General features: G+C 39.3%; 21 protein-coding genes, 3 tRNA genes and 6 pseudogenes. 23 read left to right on the top strand and 7 right to left on the bottom strand.

The features are described 5' to 3' along the window. Positions 1-10: 10 nt before the first annotated feature. The 5 genes from AYT27_RS04725 to AYT27_RS04705 all read left to right on the top strand — a co-directional run bounded on the left by AYT27_RS04725 (position 11) and on the right by AYT27_RS04705 (position 1,691). Positions 11-676 carry a lysozyme gene (locus AYT27_RS04725; protein ID WP_011180808.1) on the top strand — a complete coding sequence of 222 codons (666 nt, stop codon included), beginning with the start codon at positions 11-13 and terminating at the stop codon, positions 674-676. Beyond that, complete coding sequence (locus tag AYT27_RS04720; RefSeq protein ID WP_011180807.1) at positions 673-900, top strand: hypothetical protein; 228 nt, start codon at positions 673-675, stop codon at positions 898-900. The genes AYT27_RS04725 and AYT27_RS04720 overlap by 4 nt, the downstream gene beginning before the upstream one ends. After that, positions 833-1,051: a hypothetical protein gene (locus tag AYT27_RS09690; protein WP_011180806.1), complete on the top strand. Its 219-nt coding sequence runs from the start codon at positions 833-835 to the stop codon at positions 1,049-1,051. Before AYT27_RS04720 ends, AYT27_RS09690 begins: the two co-directional genes overlap by 68 nt. Next, positions 1,032-1,250 carry a hypothetical protein gene (locus AYT27_RS04710; protein ID WP_011180805.1) on the top strand — a complete coding sequence of 73 codons (219 nt, stop codon included), beginning with the start codon at positions 1,032-1,034 and terminating at the stop codon, positions 1,248-1,250. Before AYT27_RS09690 ends, AYT27_RS04710 begins: the two co-directional genes overlap by 20 nt. A gap of 132 nt (positions 1,251-1,382) precedes the next feature. Next, on the top strand, positions 1,383-1,691 hold the full coding sequence (locus AYT27_RS04705) for a transcriptional regulator (protein WP_011180804.1): 309 nt from the start codon (positions 1,383-1,385) through the stop codon (positions 1,689-1,691). A gap of 32 nt (positions 1,692-1,723) precedes the next feature. Here AYT27_RS04705 and AYT27_RS04700 read toward each other — a convergent pair. Then, positions 1,724-1,813, bottom strand: a tRNA-Ser gene (locus tag AYT27_RS04700). A gap of 515 nt (positions 1,814-2,328) precedes the next feature. Beyond that, positions 2,329-2,860: pseudogene (locus AYT27_RS04695) on the bottom strand (helix-turn-helix domain-containing protein). A 134-nt stretch (positions 2,861-2,994) separates the two neighbouring features. On the opposite strand from AYT27_RS04695, the pseudogene AYT27_RS04690 reads away from it, so the two are divergent. The 7 genes and pseudogenes from AYT27_RS04690 (at position 2,995) to AYT27_RS09645 (ending at position 7,448) form a co-directional block, all read left to right on the top strand. Next, positions 2,995-3,286, top strand: a pseudogene (locus tag AYT27_RS04690) (helix-turn-helix domain-containing protein). Positions 3,287-3,511: 225 nt separating this feature from the next. Continuing rightward, positions 3,512-3,889: a hypothetical protein gene (locus tag AYT27_RS04680; protein WP_223396449.1), complete on the top strand. Its 378-nt coding sequence runs from the start codon at positions 3,512-3,514 to the stop codon at positions 3,887-3,889. Continuing rightward, positions 3,843-4,725 (top strand): annotated as a pseudogene (locus AYT27_RS04675) (ParB N-terminal domain-containing protein). The gene AYT27_RS04680 and the pseudogene AYT27_RS04675 overlap by 47 nt, the downstream one beginning before the upstream one ends. A gap of 202 nt (positions 4,726-4,927) precedes the next feature. Further along, positions 4,928-5,239 (top strand): hypothetical protein, encoded by a 312-nt coding sequence (locus tag AYT27_RS08785; RefSeq protein WP_011180676.1) that lies wholly within the window; start codon positions 4,928-4,930, stop codon positions 5,237-5,239. A 69-nt stretch (positions 5,240-5,308) separates the two neighbouring features. Further along, on the top strand, positions 5,309-5,596 hold the full coding sequence (locus AYT27_RS04665) for a hypothetical protein (RefSeq protein ID WP_011180678.1): 288 nt from the start codon (positions 5,309-5,311) through the stop codon (positions 5,594-5,596). Between the two features lie 243 nt (positions 5,597-5,839). Continuing rightward, positions 5,840-5,989, top strand: coding sequence for a hypothetical protein (locus AYT27_RS04660; protein WP_223396460.1), 150 nt, complete (start codon positions 5,840-5,842; stop codon positions 5,987-5,989). Between the two features lie 63 nt (positions 5,990-6,052). Further along, positions 6,053-7,448: pseudogene (locus AYT27_RS09645) on the top strand (MFS transporter). Positions 7,449-7,620: 172 nt separating this feature from the next. On the opposite strand, the gene AYT27_RS09640 reads toward AYT27_RS09645, so the two are convergent. The 4 genes and pseudogenes from AYT27_RS09640 to AYT27_RS09235 form a co-directional block, all read right to left on the bottom strand. Further along, positions 7,621-7,815, bottom strand: coding sequence for a hypothetical protein (locus AYT27_RS09640; protein WP_034447832.1), 195 nt, complete (start codon positions 7,813-7,815; stop codon positions 7,621-7,623). A gap of 126 nt (positions 7,816-7,941) precedes the next feature. Beyond that, positions 7,942-8,823 carry a DUF7146 domain-containing protein gene (locus AYT27_RS04640; RefSeq protein WP_011180792.1) on the bottom strand — a complete coding sequence of 294 codons (882 nt, stop codon included), beginning with the start codon at positions 8,821-8,823 and terminating at the stop codon, positions 7,942-7,944. Between the two features lie 72 nt (positions 8,824-8,895). After that, on the bottom strand, positions 8,896-9,096 hold the full coding sequence (locus AYT27_RS04635) for a helix-turn-helix transcriptional regulator (RefSeq protein WP_011180791.1): 201 nt from the start codon (positions 9,094-9,096) through the stop codon (positions 8,896-8,898). 209 nt (positions 9,097-9,305) lie between these two features. Continuing rightward, positions 9,306-10,471 (bottom strand): annotated as a pseudogene (locus tag AYT27_RS09235) (tyrosine-type recombinase/integrase). 38 nt (positions 10,472-10,509) lie between these two features. Here AYT27_RS09235 and AYT27_RS04625 point away from each other — a divergent pair. Both AYT27_RS04625 and AYT27_RS04620 read left to right on the top strand, forming a co-directional pair. Further along, a pseudogene (locus tag AYT27_RS04625) lies at positions 10,510-10,971 on the top strand (lysozyme); the annotation flags it as partial. Further along, on the top strand, positions 10,968-11,192 hold the full coding sequence (locus AYT27_RS04620) for a hypothetical protein (RefSeq protein ID WP_011180789.1): 225 nt from the start codon (positions 10,968-10,970) through the stop codon (positions 11,190-11,192). The pseudogene AYT27_RS04625 and the gene AYT27_RS04620, both read left to right, overlap by 4 nt. 274 nt (positions 11,193-11,466) lie before the next feature. Here AYT27_RS04620 and AYT27_RS04610 read toward each other — a convergent pair. After that, positions 11,467-11,542: transfer RNA gene (locus AYT27_RS04610), tRNA-Val, on the bottom strand. Between the two features lie 175 nt (positions 11,543-11,717). Here AYT27_RS04610 and AYT27_RS04605 point away from each other — a divergent pair. The 9 genes from AYT27_RS04605 to nuoH all read left to right on the top strand — a co-directional run bounded on the left by AYT27_RS04605 (position 11,718) and on the right by nuoH (position 20,311). Next, positions 11,718-11,794, top strand: a tRNA-Asp gene (locus AYT27_RS04605). Positions 11,795-12,107: 313 nt separating this feature from the next. Further along, the gene (locus AYT27_RS04600) at positions 12,108-12,473 is read left to right on the top strand and encodes an NADH-quinone oxidoreductase subunit A (protein ID WP_011180788.1); all 366 of its coding nucleotides are present in this window, start codon (positions 12,108-12,110) and stop codon (positions 12,471-12,473) included. After that, positions 12,464-13,045, top strand: coding sequence for a NuoB/complex I 20 kDa subunit family protein (locus AYT27_RS04595; protein ID WP_011180787.1), 582 nt, complete (start codon positions 12,464-12,466; stop codon positions 13,043-13,045). The genes AYT27_RS04600 and AYT27_RS04595 overlap by 10 nt, the downstream gene beginning before the upstream one ends. 16 nt (positions 13,046-13,061) lie before the next feature. Next, on the top strand, positions 13,062-13,670 hold the full coding sequence (locus AYT27_RS04590; protein ID WP_011180786.1) for an NADH-quinone oxidoreductase subunit C: 609 nt from the start codon (positions 13,062-13,064) through the stop codon (positions 13,668-13,670). Between the two features lie 124 nt (positions 13,671-13,794). After that, positions 13,795-14,985, top strand: a complete 1,191-nt coding sequence (locus AYT27_RS04585; protein ID WP_011180785.1) for an NADH-quinone oxidoreductase subunit D — start codon at positions 13,795-13,797, stop codon at positions 14,983-14,985. Continuing rightward, a complete protein-coding gene (gene nuoE, locus AYT27_RS04580) occupies positions 14,985-15,653 on the top strand; it encodes an NADH-quinone oxidoreductase subunit NuoE (RefSeq protein ID WP_011180784.1) in 669 nt (222 codons plus the stop codon). The genes AYT27_RS04585 and nuoE overlap by 1 nt, the downstream gene beginning before the upstream one ends. Positions 15,654-15,799: 146 nt before the next feature. After that, positions 15,800-17,107 (top strand): NADH-quinone oxidoreductase subunit NuoF, encoded by a 1,308-nt coding sequence (gene nuoF / locus AYT27_RS04575; RefSeq protein ID WP_011180783.1) that lies wholly within the window; start codon positions 15,800-15,802, stop codon positions 17,105-17,107. A gap of 65 nt (positions 17,108-17,172) precedes the next feature. Then, positions 17,173-19,242: an NADH-quinone oxidoreductase subunit NuoG gene (nuoG, locus tag AYT27_RS04570; protein WP_011180782.1), complete on the top strand. Its 2,070-nt coding sequence runs from the start codon at positions 17,173-17,175 to the stop codon at positions 19,240-19,242. Between the two features lie 22 nt (positions 19,243-19,264). Further along, the gene (gene nuoH, locus AYT27_RS04565; protein WP_034448139.1) at positions 19,265-20,311 is read left to right on the top strand and encodes an NADH-quinone oxidoreductase subunit NuoH; all 1,047 of its coding nucleotides are present in this window, start codon (positions 19,265-19,267) and stop codon (positions 20,309-20,311) included. Positions 20,312-20,325 lie beyond the last annotated feature (14 nt).

Below are 20,325 nucleotides of genomic sequence, written 5' to 3'. Positions count from 1 at the left end.
GAATTGAACGATGGCACGAAAAATCAATAAAAATTGTCTCAATTATTTAAAGAAATGGGAAGGGCTACGGCTCCATGCTTATAGAGATGCTTCTGGTGTTTGGACGATAGGATATGGTCATACAGAAAAAGCGGGTAAGCCGATAGTTGTTGAAGGCATGGTCATTACGGAAAAAAGAGCGGAAATTCTTCTTTTGGAAGACTTGCGTCAATATGAGCGGGCGGTAGAAAAAGCGGTTTATGTTGACTTAAGTGACGAGCAGTTTGGTGCTCTTGTTTCCTTTTGTTATAATATAGGGATCATAGCTTTCCAAAATTCTACATTACTTAAAAAGCTGAATAAAGGCGATTATGAATCTGTACCCATTGAATTGCAGAAATGGACTAGAGCAGGAGGAAAGCGTTTAAAAGGCTTAGTCCACCGTCGTGCAGCAGAAGCAGGGTTGTGGGCGAAAGGCGCGTTTGTTTCCTCCAACTATCAGACGGTAGAAAAAAAGCATGCAACAGGGCTTTTCAAAGCCGAAGCCCTTGCACCAGTCATTGGATCTTTCTCAGGTCTTAGTGGTTTTTTAGCGGGCAATGGTCCCATCCAATGGGCTTTCGCTGCCGTTATGGTTTTTGCTGCCTGTGCTGGCATTTTCTTCGTGGCTAAGCGTTTTCAGGAGCACTGCCTATGATCTTATGGATGAAAAGAAATCTGCTGTTAACAGGCGCGGCTCTAGCCGCTTTTTTTATAGCCTTAATGAGAGCTTTTCATTTTGGCAAGAAGACTGAACAGCAAAAGCAAACCAAAAAAGCTTTAAAGGCAGCAACAACACGGCTGGAAATAGAAAATGAAGTTAACAAAAAAACTGATGCTGATGTGCGGGCTGCTCTCTCTGACTGGTTGCGGGATCCATAAATATGCTTCTTCTTGTGTTGGTTGGTTGCCCATTTATTTAAATCAGCAAGATCTGAACGTGATCAGTTCAAACTTAGCAAGAGAGATCTTAAAGCATAATAAGCAAGGGGAATACTTGTGTGGGTGGAAACATGGCCAGAAAAAACACTGAAAAACAAATAGAGCTTACAGAAGCGGAAAAAGCAATGCTTCAAGAAATAATCCTAACCTATCAAAGTGTGAAAGTGATGTCGCGTTTCATGAAGTGGAGTGCATTTTTTCTTTTTTTGCTTATCCTCGATTTTGCTCGTCTCATGGATGCCATAGATAATGTCATTGCACATCTAAAACAATGGTTTTCAAAAAATTAGCTCCCTCAAAATCTTTCACAAAAGCTCTCAAAAAACACCTCAAAAGAAGTTCTGATTCGTAATAATTGAGAAAATCTCAAAATATTTGCTAGAATCACAAGAGATATTTCTTCTTTTAACAGGACTTTCTAGATGCTTACATCATTTGGTCAAATTTTACGCAAACTTTTTTGCATTGATTGCTCAGAGCGCCTCTTAGATATGGCTGATAAACTAGGCGTATCTGTAGCCTTTTTATCTTCTGTAAAAATTGGCAAGAAATCTGTACCCGTTGGCATATTTGTTAGAACTTTAGAGAATTTTTCACAACAAGATTTGGCAGAATTTAAAAAATTGTTGGAGAAAGTTGGTAAAAAAAGAGGCACCCTATACAGGCATGTTGGAAAATCCTATTCCCGCACCTTTATTTATACATCCCGCACCTTAAAAAAACATACATAAAATCAATAAGTTATAGCGTGATAAAAGTGCTGTGGCGGAGGGGGTGGGATTCGAACCCACGGTACAGTCTCCTGCACGCCGGTTTTCAAGACCGGTGCCTTAAACCGCTCGGCCACCCCTCCAAACTCAGTAAGTCTTTTTACAAAGTTCTTGCAAAAGGTCAATCATTTAAATGAATTTCTAAACGTTTTTAATAAAATTGCTTGAACATCAATCGAAATAATTTCTAGGATATAGCTTTTTTAAAAATTCTTCTAAATTAATAATTTTATATTGGTATGAGTATAGTTTGACAGTAGGTTTTGGAATAAGTGGGAAGAGGTGGGATTAGATAGGAATACGTGATAATTTATTGTTTTTATGTATAATTTCTATCATTAAATGCGATTTTTTTCAAAAAAGAGCTAAAAATAGCGAAAATCGGAATTTGAGCGTAAAAATGAGAAAAGGCTTTGAAAGGTCTTTAAAAATCCTTTGAAGATTTTTAAAAAGTCTGTGAAATCCCAGAAAACCGCCTTTAAAGACCCTTTGAAAAAAATCAATCCAAAAGTTCAATTGACGCCAAAATCAACCAAAAATGACCCAAAAAGCAAAAAAGATTTCTACTTTCATTTTTTATTTTAGAGTAGCATTAAGTCTAATTTTGTGTAGTTTTGGAATGTTCTTTTTCAGCCTCGATTTGACGCTTTAAATGCAATTTTAAAAGAGGCAAGGTAAGTTCTATAAGTTCTACTTCTTCACTATCGTTGATGTTTCGAACCAGTTCTTACAGTTTTCCATAAAGTTCCGCTGCGAGTTCTGCTATATCTTCGGGGGGAGTTTTATATTGCATTGCGATAGGTTGTATAAGCTATGCGATCACGTATTTTCATCAGTCCAGCAGGAATGGTAGGTTCTTTAAAACCTGTTTCTTTTGCTGTTGCCATATCACTAAACATTTCACCTTCATTCGTAACGAGCCAATGAGAATTAATGTTATAGACTCTATGATAGGCGTTAATTGCTGAGGATATCGGCTCATGTGTTCCGATTTCGTAATTGGTAAGAGTACCTCGTTGTAAATTAAGGCGTTGCGTAAAAATGCCCCGTTCTTCGTTTCTGAACATTCATCATACTTCACGTAACTGTTTTGCCAGTTCTATTTGTGGTTCTTTTTCAGGGCTTGCCAAAAAATCACTCCAATATCAAAACGAATATTTGATATACGCCTCATATTACAGCCCGTTATGTTGGGCAGTTATTACACATTTAATCCCACAAAAGAGGGATGGTTGCAGCATCTGTTTAAGCAGGAGCAAACCTTATGACTATCACACAAACATGGGATCGCCATAGTATTTTAGCCGAGCTACGCTACCGTAATATGACCTTGGCAGAACTCGTGAAAGCCTATCAATACCCTTTCCAGTGTTAAAAACATTTGGACACGGCCCAATGAAAAAGCCGAGGGGGCGATTGCAGACTTTATTGGCTTGCCCGTTGAGCAGGTTTTCTACGAACGTTACCCCAAGAGTCACAGTCGTATTTTCAAAGTGGCAAAACACGCCACCAGGGATTCTGTTGTTTCTTACCTATCGCGCGGTAACGCTGCTTGAAACTTTGTTACATGGCTCTGCGTTTTCGCGCATTTGCCATGACTTTAGATACCATAAGACAAAAAGGTTTATCAATGTCTAAACATCAATACAAAATAGACGAGAAAAATTGCACACAGTTGTCTCATCAGGCAACCGTTTGGATGAGTTGTTTTTTGCGATTGGGTGGTTCACAGATTTTCTTTATCGGGGGTGGTGGTTATGGTTGCAGCTTATAATTTATAGATCCCAGAGGAAAAAAGAGAAATCTTTAATCCTTATTCAGAAGCTGAACGTTTAGAAATAATGCTTGCCTGTTCTTTTAAAGCGGTGAATGGTGGATTTAGGCATCTGCTGATCAGGATGATTATTGATCCACCGCATCATTTGTTTGATACGGCGTTAGCACGACAGATTGCCATTCATATTTTGCATTATCAGTTTGAGGTTACGCGGCCGCGTCTTGTCGCCATGCAAGAGCATGAACGTACAGCTGTTGCTCGCTCTTTGCGTACAATTAATCGGCGTTTGGAAGAACCAGTTTTTGCCAAAGCTTATCGAAGATGGGCGGGGCGTGATGGCACAGTTTCAAGAGATTGCTTTAAATTTGATTGTTGTGCCTAGGCGTATACGCCTTGTAGATGATGAACATGCCAATGCACTTGCGCAATCAATGGCGCGGGAGGAATTGATGAATCCGATTACAGTGCCTCATATGCCCAATGTTAAAGAGGGTAATTACACGCTGATTGCTGGAGCACACCGGTTACGGACCGCCGAACTTTTGGGCTATAGCGAAATTGATGCCGTTGTAGTGAAAGCTGATAAAGGAATGCTGCGCTTATAGAGGTTGCTGAAAACCTTTTTCGCAATGAATTGTCGGTGACTGACCGTGCTTTGTTTGTGCAGACTTACCGCGAATTGTGGGAAAAGAAGTATGGAGAAATTAAGCGTGGTGGGGATAGAAAATCAAAGGGTAAATATTATTCTTTGGTCGGTGATGATGCAGATTTTGTGCAATTGGAACAAGTTATCCCTATTTCTTATACAGACGAAGAAAATGGCAAAGGAGCAACTTTATCTTTTGCCAAACATGTGGTGGACCGCATTGGTTTATCTCAAAAGTCAGTAAGACGTTTCAACTGTATTGCTCGACATTTACAACCTGAATTGCGCTCTGTTTTGCGTGGTACGGCATTGGCGGATATCAGGCACAGTTGTTGAAGCTAGCGAAGATGGAGCTGGTTGCGCAACAGCGGGTGGCGATTGTTTTGTAACAGGTTGAGGGGGATTTACGGCGGGCTTTTGATTTGATCAATGGGGTTAATACGCCACCGCAAATTAATGAACAGGAACGAATTTTTACCCAATTGTTGGGTGTCTGGCAGAGAGTGGATGAGCAAATGCGTGCACGTTTTTGTGCTTATTTGGAAAAGCAATCGATAGAGCTGCAGGCCTGAAGACGATGTATTTCCAACAGCTTGATTTTTTTCAACAGCCGGTTTTCCCCTGCCGCGAAGCAGTTAGGCGTCAACAAATCAAAAATATAGCGTTGGAAAAAATATGGTATTCCTTCAGGAGGTACAGTTGCTTATTTTTTAGAAGCTTTATGGGATAGGAAAACATCTTCAACGTTGTGCTTATTAGAAAGTTCCGGTGTTCATGCGGCGTGTGTGCATACTGAAACTTTACAGCCTTAAGAGAATTAAGAGAAATGATCATTTAAATAGGAAATTACAAGATGGTGCAAAAGAAGCAAGCAAGAATGATGCAGGCGAAGTCCGTGGTGATCTGATCCCGCCATTAGCCTTAATTGAAATTGGTTGTGTTCTAGAGTTTGGTGCAAATAATTCGGGTAAAGGGATGGATTGTAGCTGCTTTGCGCCATTTATTATCAGGCTGGTGGAGAAGATAAAGATGTTGAGAGTGATTTATCATATTTGGCACATACGGCTTGTTGCCTTCTTTTTTTGATAGAGTGCGAAGCTAAAAAGATAGGTTGTGATGATTGTCCTCAGAATAATGAATGGAGATTCAAATTAAATGAGTTGGAATGAAGCTTTATTGGTAGTTTTTGTCGTATTGTTGCTTTTTAGCGGGGTCATGTTGTTTGCTTTGTATTATCGCCATCAGGCTAAAAATCTTAAAGATGAACTCGAAGAGAGAAAACGTGAGGTTTTAATAGAAACTAAGGCGATTATTGATCAATGTGCCGCGGATCTTAAAAGATATGATGCGGAGATTAAAGTGCGTGACGAGGAAATTGAAAAACTACAACAAGATCTTAAGCGTCTCGAGGAAGAGGCAAAAGCAAATTCTCATATCATATGAAGAAAAATTAGTAAGGTAGTGGTGAATAGTAAAGATGGAAATGGTTTCTACAGCTATTTTCAGAGCTAGCAATTTATATTTTCTCTACCAAGTTTGTTACTTTTTTACACTAACACAAGAGCTTAGGGACGAGGTAAGTAGAAAGAACCAGAAGATATGGGATTTAGAAGATGCGCTTAGGAAGAAAAATGACTGATGCAATGTGTTCCAAAAACAGACTTCATCGTTATTGGGGACGATTTGATGACTGACACGATTCTTTGTTTTGATCTAGGCACGAAAACAGGCTGGGTGATATATGGTGTGGATGGTCATATCATGAGTGGTACCGTTAATTTTCAACCCCGCCGCTTTGAAGATGGTGAGATGCGTTATTTACTCTTTAAACAATGACTTTCGATGACAATGAAGCAGATACTTTAGCAATTTTATATTTAAAGAAAGAAGGGGGGAAATATGTCCAGTAAATTACCTTGGACGAAACTTTTTGCAGATAAGTGGATTCTTGATCTTGCTTGTTTATCTCCCATTGAATGCAATGTTTATATCAAATTGCGTTTGCAAATGCTTTATACTGGAGAGCCGCTTTTAAATGATATGAAAGTCTGGGCTAATTACACTGGCTGTTCAGTAAAAATGTTTATGAAAGCGTTAGATGTTTTATTAAAAACAGGTTATATCGAACGTTTAGATGATGGGTATTTGTGGAGTTTACAAGTTGCAGAAGAACTCAATAACTCCAATGAGAGTTTAGAGAAGGTATCGAAAACATCTCGGTCAAAGAGATTATCGGAGAGAGCACAAAAAGCAGCGCAGGCAAGATGGGAAAACATAAAAATGATGCTTGTGATGATGCTAAAGTTATTAAGCATGATGCTAACGGTATGCTTAACGATGCCTATATAACATAAACAATAACGCTAACATTAACAGTTATAATAAAAAAACTAATACTATCGTATTATCAAAAAAAGAAATTTGTTCTGAAAGTTTAGAACCTATCGATTTGGTTGATGATTTGATGGATAAAAAGGCTGCAGGAAAGCTTTATTTGGTTATTTTTCCCTTTGTTGGCACATCACCAGCAATAGCTCCATTCGTTGGGGGGATTTTATTACAAGCTTTTAATTGGCAAGCCACTTTTATCTTTTTAAGCCTTTTTATACTTTTAATCATTCTGCTCTGTTATTTTGTATTAACAGAGACTCTCCCTCCTATAAAACGTCAATCTTTTACTTCTGTGGGAATTATTAAGAGCAGTATAAGAATTCTTAGAAATAAACAATTTATCTTTTATGCTGTAATCCCATGTTTTGCATACGCAACCTATTTTGCTTACATTGTAGAATCACCTTTTTTCCTCACAGCTTTGGGCTTATCAACTTTATATATTGGTTATAGTTACATTGGTGTTTCTTTAACTTATGTTCTAGGTAACCTAGTAGCGCGAATGTTTCTTAAGCAAGAATCCATGGAACGTGCTGTTCGGCGTGGATATGTTATTTTTGTCTTGGGAGGGGTGTTATTTGCCCTACAAATGTATATAAGTCCATGGCCATTTGTAACAAGTTTAATAACCATTTCTATTCTTACTTTTGGCAATGGTTTTTTGTTACCGTTAGGAACAACTTTGGCAACTTCATCTCATCCACAAGCTGCTGGAGCGGCATCTGGTGTTATGGGAGCTTTGCAATTAGGAAGTGCTGCACTGAGCTTTGCGGTTATTGGGAAAATGTCCGAACATAATCCATGGAGTGTCGCCGTTTTATTAGCAACATGCTGTATCGTGGGTTTTATAATTTACATTCGAAAAGCAAATTATTTTATTAATTTAGAAAAACAATCAAGCTAAATAACCAACTTGGGGGGGACTATGCTTAAAAATCTTGATGTTACTTTGTGTGACGGAGGATACAGGAATCAGTTTTCTTTTTCATTAGATTACGTTATTGAGCATATTAAAAATCTGATAGATGCTCGAGTCGAATATATTGAAATCGGTTATCGTAACGGTTCGTTTAAACCTATGAACAATGTGGGTTACCAATAACGGCAGCCAAGGCACATAAAGCAGAGACAGCCACATAATCAAGAGAAGATTGTTGACGGTCAGCAACGTCATAAATATAGCGACTTAAAACAAATGGAACTTGTGTAGGATAAAAAGGCTCGACGGGTAACAAAGCGGCAATAATAGGCTTTAATTCCCCCCCAACCATTTTGTTGCAATGCGACTTCATAAGGAATGGGTTTTAAACAAGTATTTTCGTTTAAAGAGCCATTATCGTTATCATTTAAAGGAATATTATTCTCTAAAGTATTTTTATTATCTTGTGTCATATTACTTACCTTGGAAAATGGAGAAGATCATTAAAGTCGGTTCTTTTTGGAGCTTGCATCATAAAGACCTCAAAGCCTTGGCTATAAGCGCGCTTTGCTAGGTTAAAACCTGCTTTACGACCCGCATCATCGTCATCCATTGCAATGGTGAGACGCGCTTTGTTATGGGAAAAATTCAAACGCATCATGCCATGGGTTGAAAGGGACGTCCATAAATTCACGGGCTCTGATAATAACCCAGACAGCAGAGCCAGAGCGGTTTCAATGCCTTCACAAACGACAAGATGCTGATCATTGCCTTGGCTTAAATGCACAGCACTGCCCGTTACGGATCCCAACATAGCTTTTGCTGGTGACAAATTCGTTTTGCAGCCATTGTCTTTTAAAAAGGTTCTATGGATAGCAAAGGAGCCAGCTCCCTTAACAAGAGCAACCAATGCAGGCAGTGTAATCCCTGATGGGTGTGGACATTTGCTGTGAAAGCGTAAATCAGGAGGAAAATCACATGTGATCCCCCGCATGCGTAAATAGGTCTTAGCTAAAGTCTTATTAATTGGTTGGCTTTGTTGCCAAATTGCTTTTGCTCTCTCTGTTTTCTGTTTTGTTCCTTTGATATCAGTACAACACTGTTTTGAGAAAGAAAGCGTATGATCATAAGCTTTATGACCCAGCAATCCAATTCTTATGAGTGCTTGTATGATCTTTCTAAAAGAGTAGCCAGCATAACAATAGAGCAATAAACGCCCATCATTTCCATTGCGAATGGATAAGCTAGGCAGCCTATCATCATAAGCAGGACAATTGGCAAGTCCATAATACCCACGCCAAACCCCACGCAAGGCACGTGTGATATCCTGCGCATTTCTTATCCTGTAATGTTGCGTCACAGGACGGATTCTACTATCTTGAGGGTGTTAAGTTTGAGAAAGCCTTGTCCGTCTTTACGTGACAAGGTTTTTTTATGCCGCGTCACTTTGACGTTGCTGTTTTGCTTGCTCGATTACATTGATAAGATCCGATTGTAACCAACGCGATAAAAAACCAAATTTTAAAGGTTTTGGTAAAGAGCCATTGGTAACATGACGGCGGAATGTTGAGACACTCATATGAAGCAATTTTGCACTTTCACGGTCAGTTAAAAGAATATCATTTTCTGTCATTCTAAAATCCTTTCATTCTCAAAAAATGGAAACAAGTCATAACTATTTATTAAGCACATTTTGGATGATTTTTGAAGGTATTTTATTTATAGAAAACAATATATTATCATACAATTTGTAATGTAATAATTTATGAGTCTTATTGAGAAAGAATGAGAGATAAGAGAGCTAAAGTTATCCACAGATCATGGGGTAAATTACCCCATATCTTAAGATTGACCCGTGACATAAGCTGCCCATTTATCCATATAGACGCTGCGCTGTTCTAGATAGTCAGTACGACGATAGGCACGTTCTACTTGTCCTCCTACCCTATGACTTAGAATGGTTTCAGCGACCTCATAAGGGGGCATCGGTTGTTTCAGCGAGCCAATTGCATAAACTAGAGCGAAAACCATGGGGGCATGCGTTTAGTCCAGTCTGTTGCATATATTGCGACATACACTTGTCGCCAAGAGCACCACGACCAGTTGCAGAAAAGAAGAAAGCGTTGCGAGAAAGCGAGCGTGCTTGTTTTAAAATGTCTAATGCCTCTAATGATAAGGGTACGCGAAACTCTGTTGTAGCATCACGTCTTCCTTTCATATTTTCAGCAGGGATGATCCATACATCACCTTCAACTTGATCTTTATGCATATGACGCAAAGGATTGCTACGAACACCTGTCAGAATAAGCAAACGCAAAGCCAGTTGTGTCATAGTTGCTTTTTGGCAAAGTGTCTGATAAAAGACAGGAACATCTTTCCAATCCATTGCCGGCATGTTTTGCGTTTTATGACGTTGTTTCCCTAAGAGAGCGCGTGCTTTTGTTGTTGCTTGTAAATCAACATCCAAGCCCAAGGCAGCAGCATGTTTGAGACAAAGATTAAGACGATTAAGAGCTCTATTAGCTGTTCCAGCTTTTGTATGCCAAATGGGGGAAAGAGTATTGCGTATCTCTGTTGAGTAATCTCTGAAACAGGAAGACAGCCTAATTTAGGGAGAATATGAAGGCGTAAAGGCGAAAACCAAAGCCCATTTTTCCCATCATTCTTTAATTCAGCTTTCCGAGTTTCAAAAGCATCCACGGTAATATCTTTTAAATAATGGAGATTGTTTATTGCCTCACGCTTTTGTTTCTCACGTTATTTAATGGGGGCACGACCTTCACGTAAAACAGAACGCCACCCAGTTGCCAATTCACGGGCTTGTTTTAAAGAAACATCTCTTAAGGCACCCAAGCCCATTTCGCGACGGCGCCCATGAAGGGTATACCGTAAAATCCATTGAGCACCTCCATCTTTACGCTTATGAAGTAACAAGCCAGCACCATCATTATATTTGCCAGCTCCCAATGTTGCGACAGCCTTGCATTAAGACGGTTCATAAGAGCCATTTTAAATCCTTTCTTATACAAATTTTATCCACACATTTTTGCGTCAATATGAGCAAGCAGTTGAGAAAGCGGTTTATGTCGACTTAAGTGATGAGCAATTTGGAGCTCTTGTTAATATAGGGATAGCGGCTTTTCAAAACTCTACATTGCTTAAGAAGCTTAATAAAGGCGATTATGAATCTGTGCCAATTGAATTGCAGAAATGGACTAAAGCGGGAGGAAAGCGTTTAAAAGACCTTGTACACCGTCGTGCAGCAGAGGCAGGATTATGGGCTAAGAGTGCTTATGTTTCGTCTAATTATCAGCTCGTTGAAAAACAAGAACCAACAGGGATTTTAAAAGCAGAAATTCTTGCTCCTATTATAGCTTCTTTTTCGGGACTTGGGGAATTTTTAGCAGGGAGTGGTCCTGTGCAATGGGCTTTAGCAACGATTATGGTTTGTGTGTCCTGTCTGGGATTAGTATTTATTGCTAAGCGCTTACGAGAGCAACGTTTATGATCTTGTGGGGAAAAAGATATTTTGTGGTGGTAATGGCGGTTTTAACCGCTTTTTTTGTAGCCTTAGTTAGGGTTTTTCGTTTGGGGAAGAAGACTGAACGGCAAAAACAAACAGAGACCATTGTCAATAGAGCAATAACACGACTGGAAATAGAAAATGAAGTTAATAAGAAAAGTAATGCCGATGTGCGTTCTGATCTTTCTCAGTGGGTGCGCAAGTAGAAGCTTTTCTTGTATCGGTTGGTCTCAACTGTATTTAGATCAGAAAGATCTCACTGTCATCAGTATCAACTTAGCCAAACAAATCTTGAAGCATAACAAATATGGTGAACAGTTGTGTGGATGGAAACAGGTCCAAAAAGTTAAAACACAAAAATAAAGAGACCAAAAAACGAGATTAATTTGTATAGATTTTAGAGAAAAATCTAAAATCCTATTCCCGCACCTTAAAAAAAGATAAATAAAATCAGTAATTTATATAAAAAATAAAAGCATATGGTGGGCGATGAGAGACTCGAACTCCCGACATCCTCGGTGTAAACGAGGCGCTCTACCAGCTGAGCTAATCGCCCAATGTAATGATCAGCAACTGAATGTGCACTCTTTAAGGAAAAAAATTCCTAAACGCAAGAATAAAGATACTGTTTAACGATTTTTTTAAAAAAATGCACAAGCCCGCTTGACATAAACGAATGAACCCCTTACACGAGCCTCTGTACCAAATGATAAATTGGTTCAAAAAAATGCGCGGGTGTAGCTCAGTTGGTTAGAGTGCTGGCCTGTCACGCCGGAGGTCGCGGGTTCGAGCCCCGTCACTCGCGCCATTTCAAATTCTTTCATGAATTTCTTCTTTTTAACTCACGCATCTTATTTGTAGAGCAAAAGATCGTTTAGAGGTATGAGCTTTAGGATTTTTCCTAGATATAACTTCTCTTCCTTTTTACATGGTTTATAAGAATAGGGCTTGCGTCTTTCTTTGCTCTGCGTTACCTATGCCAATAAAAGAAAGATTTCCGGACATGTCCTTCAAGCAGTATGAGCGGGATTAACAAAACGGTTATTATAATTTGTTTGTTTGATATTAAAGATTTTGAATGATTGCGTTATTCAAATATTTCATTAAGGTAGGAGAGGAATATGAATGATTTATTAAGCTCTTATTTACCGGTCTTAATCTTTATTGTTGTTTCAGCAGTTATTGCAGGGGGGCTTTTAGTTATTCCTTACATCGTGGCTTATCGTTCACCTGATCCTGAAAAGTTATCTGCTTATGAATGTGGATTTAATTCGTTTAACGATGCGCGAATGAAGTTTGATATCCGTTTTTATTTGGTCTCGATTTTGTTTATTATTTTTGATCTTGAAGTTGCTTTTCTTTTCCCTTGGGCAGTTTCATTTGGTTCGATAGGTATGTTCGGTTTTTGGTCAATGATTATATTCTTAGCACTTTTAACTGTCGGATTTATATATGAATGGAAAAAAGGAGCTCTTGAATGGGATTAATATCTAGTAATTCAACAATTACTGCTCCAAAATCAAAAGGAATTATTGATCCTAATACGGGTGAGTTGATAGGTTCTGATGATAGATTTTTCTGTGAGGTTAATGCTGAATTATCGGAGAAAGGCTTTTTAGTTACCTCAGCAGATGCTTTGATTACTTGGGCGCGTACTGGTTCTCTCATGTGGATGAGTTTTGGTTTAGCTTGTTGTGCTATCGAAATGATGCAATGTTCAATGCCTCATTATGATAATGAGCGTTTTGGATATGCACCACGCGCTTCACCCCGTCAGTCAGACGTTATGGTAGTGGCAGGTACTCTAACCAATAAAATGGCACCTGCTTTAAGGAAGGTTTATGATCAAATGCCTGAGCCGCGTTATGTGATTTCTATGGGATCATGTGCAAATGGTGGCGGGTATTATCATTATTCTTATTCTGTTGTTCGTGGGTGTGACCGTATTGTGCCTGTGGATATTTATGTTCCAGGATGTCCTCCTACAGCAGAGGCATTACTATATGGTATATTGTTGTTGCAGAAAAAAATCCGTCGTACCGGATCGATAGAGCGATAGGGAGCTTTTGTTGTTGATGAGTGAATCATTAGAAGAGCTTGCTGCCTATTTGAAAAGCAAGCTAGGAGATAAGCTTGAAGAAACTGTTCTTGCATTTGGAGAGTTGACTATTGTATCGCGCCTTGATGCAATTACGGATGTCTTAATATTTGTTCGTGATGATTCTCGTTGTCAGTTTATTAATATTACAGACATTAGTGGTGTTGATTATCCTTGTCGCGATAAACGTTTTGATGTCTCTTATCAACTCTTATCTCCTCGCCATAATTTACGGTTGCGTGTTAAGGTGCGTACTGATGAAAACATTCCCGTTGCTTCTGCTTGCTCGATTTATCCTGGAGCAGAATGGTATGAGCGTGAAACGTACGATATGTATGGGATTTTATTTTCAGGTCATCCAGATTTAAGACGAATCTTAACTGATTATGGATTTGAAGGTCATCCTCTACGTAAAGATTTTCCTGTGACGGGATTTGTCGAATGCCGTTATGATAATGAAGCAAAGAGGGTGATTTATGAGCCTGTTGTTTTGCGGCAAGAAATGCGGAATTTTGATTTTCTTTCTCCTTGGGAGGGAGCGCAATATATTTTGCCATGTGATGAGAAAACAAAGGATAAAAGATAATATTGGAGTTGGCAAAATACAGAGTTATAGTAGTAAGATTCTCAAATAACTAAATATTTTCAATATAATGAGGATTTTTATTAAAGTTTGATATAAAGTTTATTAAAAAAGCAAGGGGTTAATTGTGGCCGAGGTCAATGTTCGAAACTTTAATATCAATTTTGGTCCGCAACATCCGGCAGCGCATGGTGTTTTGCGCATGGTTCTGGAATTGGACGGTGAAGTTGTTGAGCGTGTAGATCCACATATTGGACTCTTACATCGCGGTACTGAAAAATTAATGGAAACAAAAACGTATCTTCAAGCTGGCCCTTATTTAGATCGTTTGGATTATGTAGCTCCTATGAATCAGGAGCATGCTTTTGTACTTGCTATTGAAAAATTATTAGGTGTTGAGGTTCCCAAACGAGGGCAGTTAATACGTGTTTTATTTTCAGAAATTGGGCGTATTCTTAATCATTTGCTTAATGTAACAACGCAGGCAATGGATGTTGGGGCTTTAACACCGCCGCTTTGGGGATTTGAACAACGTGAAAGATTGATGATTTTTTATGAGCGTGCCTGTGGAGCGCGTCTTCATGCAAATTATTTTCGTCCTGGTGGTGTGCATCAAGACTTACCGGAATCTTTAGTTGAGGATATTGGTAATTTTATTGATCCGTTTCTTATTGCTCTTGGTAAACTTGATGCACTTATAACACCAAATCGAATTTTTAAACAGCGTAATGTAGATATTGGTGTGGTCAGTATTGATGAGGCTTGGGCGCGTGGTTTCTCTGGAGTTATGATTCGTGGAGCTGGTGTGCCATGGGATTTGCGTAAAAGCCAACCTTATGAATGTTATGATGAAATGGAATTTGATATTCCTGTAGGGAAAAACAGTGATTGTTATGATCGTTATCTCATTCGTATGGAAGAGATGCGTCAATCAGCGAAAATTATGCGCCAATGCGTGGATCGCTTACTTAGTACTGAGAAAAACGAACCAGTCTCGAGTTTAGATCGTAAGATTGTTCCTCCAAAGCGGTGCGAAATGAAAAGTTCAATGGAAGCACTTATTCATCATTTTAAACTTTATACGGAAGGTTTCCGTACACCTCCTGGTGAGGTATATGTTGCTGTGGAAGCTCCAAAGGGTGAGTTTGGGGTTTATCTTGTTTCTGATGGAACAAATAAGCCTTATCGTGTTAAGTTGCGTGCTCCTGGCTTTGCTCATCTTCAAGCCATGGATTTTTTGACTCGAGGTCATATGTTGGCTGATGCTACAGCTATTTTGGGTTCGATTGATATTGTGTTTGGGGAGGTTGATCGCTAATGTCTGTGCGTCGTCTTGCAGATGATGTCTACCAGCCTGCAGAGTTTTCTTTTACAAAAGAAAATCAGATATGGGTAAAAAATACTATAGAAAAATATCCTGTAGGGCGTGAGCAGTCTGCTGTTATTCCATTATTAATGCGTGCTCAAGAGCAAGATGGCTGGGTGACACGTGCTGCGATTGAGCATATCGCTCAGATTCTTTCCATGGCTTATATTCGTGTTCTAGAAATTGCAACTTTTTATACTCAGTTTCAGCTTCAGCCAGTTGGAACAAAGGCGCATATTCAAGTTTGTGGTACGACTCCTTGTATGTTACGTGGATCTGAGGAACTGATTAAAGTTTGTCAGAAAAAAATTCATCATAAACCTTTTGTGACCAATCAAGATGGAAGCTTATCATGGGAAGAAGTGGAGTGTCTTGGCGCTTGTGTCAATGCTCCCATGGTCATGATTTTTAAAGATACTTATGAAGATCTTACAGCTAAGCGTCTTGAAGAAATTATTGATGCATTTGAAGCGGGGAAAGGTGCTGAGATAGCTGTCGGTCCGCAAAATAGTCGCAAATCATCAGAACCGATTAGTGGTTTAACTTCTCTCATTGATGAAAAAGAACAGAAGTCGCTTAAGTCTTTAAAGAAAAAGGATAAAAAAGAAATGGGAGCATAGTGAATATTTTTTCTTGAAAAGATATTTTATCATTTTATCCATTCTCTTAAGGTTTAACTAAAAGTCAGAATTTTTGAAAAGATGTTTTAAAATTGTATTTGAGGGAAAGCTAAGAATGCTAGGCACAATAGAGAAAAAGGTAAGGTATGCTGGCTGATAAGGATCGCATTTTCACCAATCTTTATGGTTTAAAAGACAAATCATTAAAGGCTGCGATATCACGTGGACATTGGGATGGTACCAGGGCAATTATCGATAAAGGTCGTGATTGGATTATTGATGAGATGAAGGCATCGGGTTTGCGTGGCCGTGGTGGTGCGGGTTTTCCTACTGGAATGAAGTGGTCTTTTATGCCAAAACAGAGCGATGGTCGGCCTCATTATTTGGTTGTAAATGCAGATGAATCAGAGCCTGGTACATGTAAAGATCGCGATATTTTGCGACATGATCCCCATACTTTAATTGAAGGATGTGTACTTGCTACTTTTGCGATGGGAGCAAATGTCGCTTTTATTTATATTCGTGGTGAATATATTCGTGAACGTGAAGCGCTTCAAGCTGCCGTTGATGAATGTTATGATGCTGGTTTGCTTGGCAAAAAAACGAAATATGGGCATGCTTGTGATATTATTATTCATCATGGTGCTGGTGCTTATATCTGTGGGGAAGAAACCGCTCTTCTTGAAAGTCTTGAAGGAAAAAAAGGACAACCTCGGCTTAAACCGCCATTTCCTGCAAATATGGGAATTTATGGCTGTCCAACCACAGTCAATAATGTAGAGTCCATTGCTGTTGTGCCAACAATTTTGCGTCGCGGTGCTTCATGGTTTTCATCAATTGGGCGTGCAAATAATGTTGGAACGAAATTGTTTATGGTTTCTGGGCATGTGAATGCACCTTGTACATTTGAAGAAGCTCTTGGAGTTTCTTTTCGTGAATTAATTGAAAAACATACCGGCGGTATTCGTGGTGGGTGGAATAATCTTTTAGCAGTTATTCCAGGAGGGGCTTCTTGCCCGGTCGTTCGTGGTGAGGATATGGTGGATGCGATTATGGATTTTGATGGAATGCGCGATGTCGGATCTTCTTTTGGTACAGGAGGTATGATTGTTATGGATAAATCGACCGATATTATCAAGGCAATTTGGCGTATAGCAGCTTTTTTTAAGCATGAAAGTTGTGGTCAGTGCACACCATGTCGTGAAGGAACGGGTTGGATGATGCGTCTTTTAGGACGTATGGTTGAGGGAAAGGCGCAAAAACGCGAGATTGATCTTTTATTTGAGGTTTCTAAACAAGTTGAAGGGCACACTATTTGTGCACTTGGTGATGCTGCCGCGTGGCCTATACAGGGGTTAATACGTAATTTTCGTCCAGAAATTGAGCGTAGAATTGATGATTATACGCGTAATGTAGTCCAAAGAAAAAATATTGCTTTAGAAGCAGTAGAATAGAGGGTTTTGCTTTAAGAGCAACAGAATGCAAATTTTAAGTGGGTTATCCGCAGGCTGGATGAGTGATGATAAATATCAAAGTTGATGGTAAAGAGATCGAAGTCCCTGATTACTATACGTTGCTTCAAGCTGCTGAGGCGGCGGGCGCTGAGGTGCCGCGTTTTTGTTTTCATGAATCTTTATCAATTGCTGGAAATTGCCGAATGTGTTTGGTTGAGGTCAAGGGTGGACCTCCAAAACCTCAAGCTTCCTGTGCTATGGGAGTCCGCGATTTACGCTTAGGACCTAACGGTGAAGCTCCGGAAATTTTTACCAATACGGCAATGGTTAAAAAAGCTCGTGAAGGTGTGATGGAGTTTCTTCTCATCAATCACCCTTTAGATTGTCCTGTGTGTGATCAAGGGGGTGAGTGCGATCTTCAAGATCAAGCAATGCTTTATGGGCGTGACTGTTCTCGTTATACAGAAAATAAGCGTGCTGTAGAAGATAAATATATTGGGCCACTTGTAAAAACTGTTATGACTCGCTGTATTCATTGCACGCGTTGTGTTCGTTTTACGACGGAAGTAGCGGGCATTTCAGAGCTTGGTTTAATAGGCCGTGGTGAGGATGCTGAAATTACGACATATCTTGAAAAAGCAATGACATCTGAATTACAGGGAAATGTTATTGATCTTTGTCCAGTGGGAGCTTTAACTTCAAAACCTTATGCATTTCATGCCCGTCCATGGGAATTATTTAAAACGGAATCGATTGATGTCATGGATGCACTTGGCAGTGCTATCCGTATTGATAGCCGGGGTCGTGAGGTTATGCGAATTATGCCGCGTACCAATGAAAATATAAATGAGGAATGGATTTCTGATAAGACGCGTTTTATTTGGGATGGACTACGCACTCAGCGGCTTGATAGGCCTTATGTACGCAAAGATGGTAAGCTTCAACCTGTAAGTTGGACAGAAGCTTTTGAAAAAATTAAAATGGTGGTTTCTAAAACCTTGCCAGAAAAAATAGGTGCGATTGCAGGAGATCTTACGTCCATTGAAGAAATGTATGCACTTAAAAAATTACTGATTTCATTGGGATCAAAGATCTTCGATTGTCGTCAAAGAGGGATGGCTTTGTCTTCTGAGTTAGGCCGTTCGAGTTATATTTTTAATCCAACAATTGCAGGTATTGAACAGGCTGATGCATTGCTTATCGTAGGGTCTAATCCTCGCTATGAAGCCGCTGTTTTAAATGCACGTATTTTAAAGCGTAAACGAATGGGACAATTTCCCATAGCATTAATTGGGGAGAAGGTCGATTTACGTTATCCTTATTCTTATCTTGGAACTGGTACGGATGCATTGAATGCACTTATTCGTGGAGAGGATGCGTTTTTTAATGTCTTAAAAGAAGCGAAGAAGCCACTTATTCTTATCGGGGAGGGAGCTGTTTCAGGTAAAGAGGGCTTGTCTGTTTTAAAAAATCTTGCAAAATTAGCTGATAGTATTGGAGCTCTTAGTGAAGAATGGAATGGATTTGGGGTTCTTCACAATGCCGCATCGACTGTTGGGGGATTGGACATTGGTTTTACTTCTGAGCTTGGGGTTGCAAATATTCTTAAAACCTGTGAAGTTTTGTTTTTGCTTGGTGCTGATGAAGTAGAATTAGCTGATATAAAAGCTTTTACAATTTACATTGGTAGCCACGGTGATAATGGTGCACACTCTGCTGATGTTATTTTACCAGCATCGGCTTATACTGAAAAATCAGGACTTTATGTGAATACAGAAGGACGTGTTCAAATGACAAATCGGGCTGGTTTTGCTCCGGGTGAAGCAAAAGAAGATTGGGCTATTTTACGGGCTTTATCGGATGTTTTAGGACAAAAGCTTCCTTTTAATTCGCTTTTTCAATTAAGACAGAGCTTGTTTAATGATTATCCACATCTTTGTGCTATTGATGATATAGTCCCTTCTGATATAGGTGATCTTAAAGCTCTTGCTTCACAAATGATTGTTTTGGAAACACAAACATTTACTTCCATGGTCAAAGACTTTTATTTGACAAATCCGATAGCACGTGCTTCTGCAGTTATGGCTGAATGTTCTTCTCTTGCAAAGAATCGTGCTATGCAAGCTGTAGAGTAAGGGTAGAGGAAAAGAAATAATGATATATGATTTCTTCATGACCTGGTTATTCCCATTACTTATTATAGTTGGAAAAACGCTTCTTCTTTTGGTTATTCTCCTGCTTCTTGTTGCTTATCTCCTTTACGCAGATAGAAAGATTTGGGCGGCGGTACAGTTACGGCGTGGTCCAAACGTTGTTGGACCATGGGGATTGTTACAGTCTTTCGCGGATTTAATTAAATTTGTTGTTAAGGAGCCTATTATTCCTGCTGGCGCTAATAAAGGTGTTTTTCTTTTGGCACCTTTTGTTTCTGCGACTCTTGCTTTATCAACGTGGGCTGTTATCCCTGTCAATGAAGGTTGGGCAGTTGCAAATATTAATGTTGGTTTGCTCTATATCTTAGCTATTTCATCTCTTGAGGTTTACGGCGTAATTATGGGAGGATGGGCGTCAAATTCAAAATATCCTTTCTTAGGAGCTCTTCGTTCTGCGGCTCAGATGGTTTCTTATGAGGTTTCCATTGGCTTTGTGCTTGTAACCGTCATTTTAGTAAGTGGCTCATTGGATCTTACAACAATTGTTCAGAAGCAAAGTCATGGAATGGGCACAGCTCTTGGCCTTCCTTTTAACAGTTTTCTTGATTGGAATTGGCTCGTTCTTTTCCCAATGTTTATTATATTTTTTATTTCTGCACTCGCAGAGACAAATCGCCCGCCTTTTGATTTAGTTGAAGCAGAATCTGAACTTGTTGCTGGTCACATGGTTGAGTATTCTTCAACACCTTATATGCTTTTTTTTCTTGGTGAGTATGTTGCTATTGTTTTGATGTGTGCATTAACAACTATTTTATTTTTAGGTGGTTGGTTGCCTCCCTTAGATGTTTGGTGGCTGAATTGGGTTCCTGGTATCATTTGGTTTGTTTTAAAAGTTTGTTTTGTATTTTTTTGGTTTGCTATGGTCAAAGCATTTGTTCCGCGTTATCGCTATGATCAACTTATGCGGCTTGGTTGGAAGGTGTTCCTTCCTCTCTCGTTAGCAATGGTTGTAATAACTGCTGCTTTTTTAAAATATACTGGTTTCGCTTAAAAGGAGATTTCACG

It is taken from the genome of Bartonella henselae str. Houston-1 (genome assembly GCF_000046705.1).
In the GTDB taxonomy this organism is placed as follows: Bacteria; Pseudomonadota; Alphaproteobacteria; order Rhizobiales; family Rhizobiaceae; genus Bartonella; species Bartonella henselae.
This window is presented reverse-complemented; position numbering and strand designations above follow the sequence as displayed.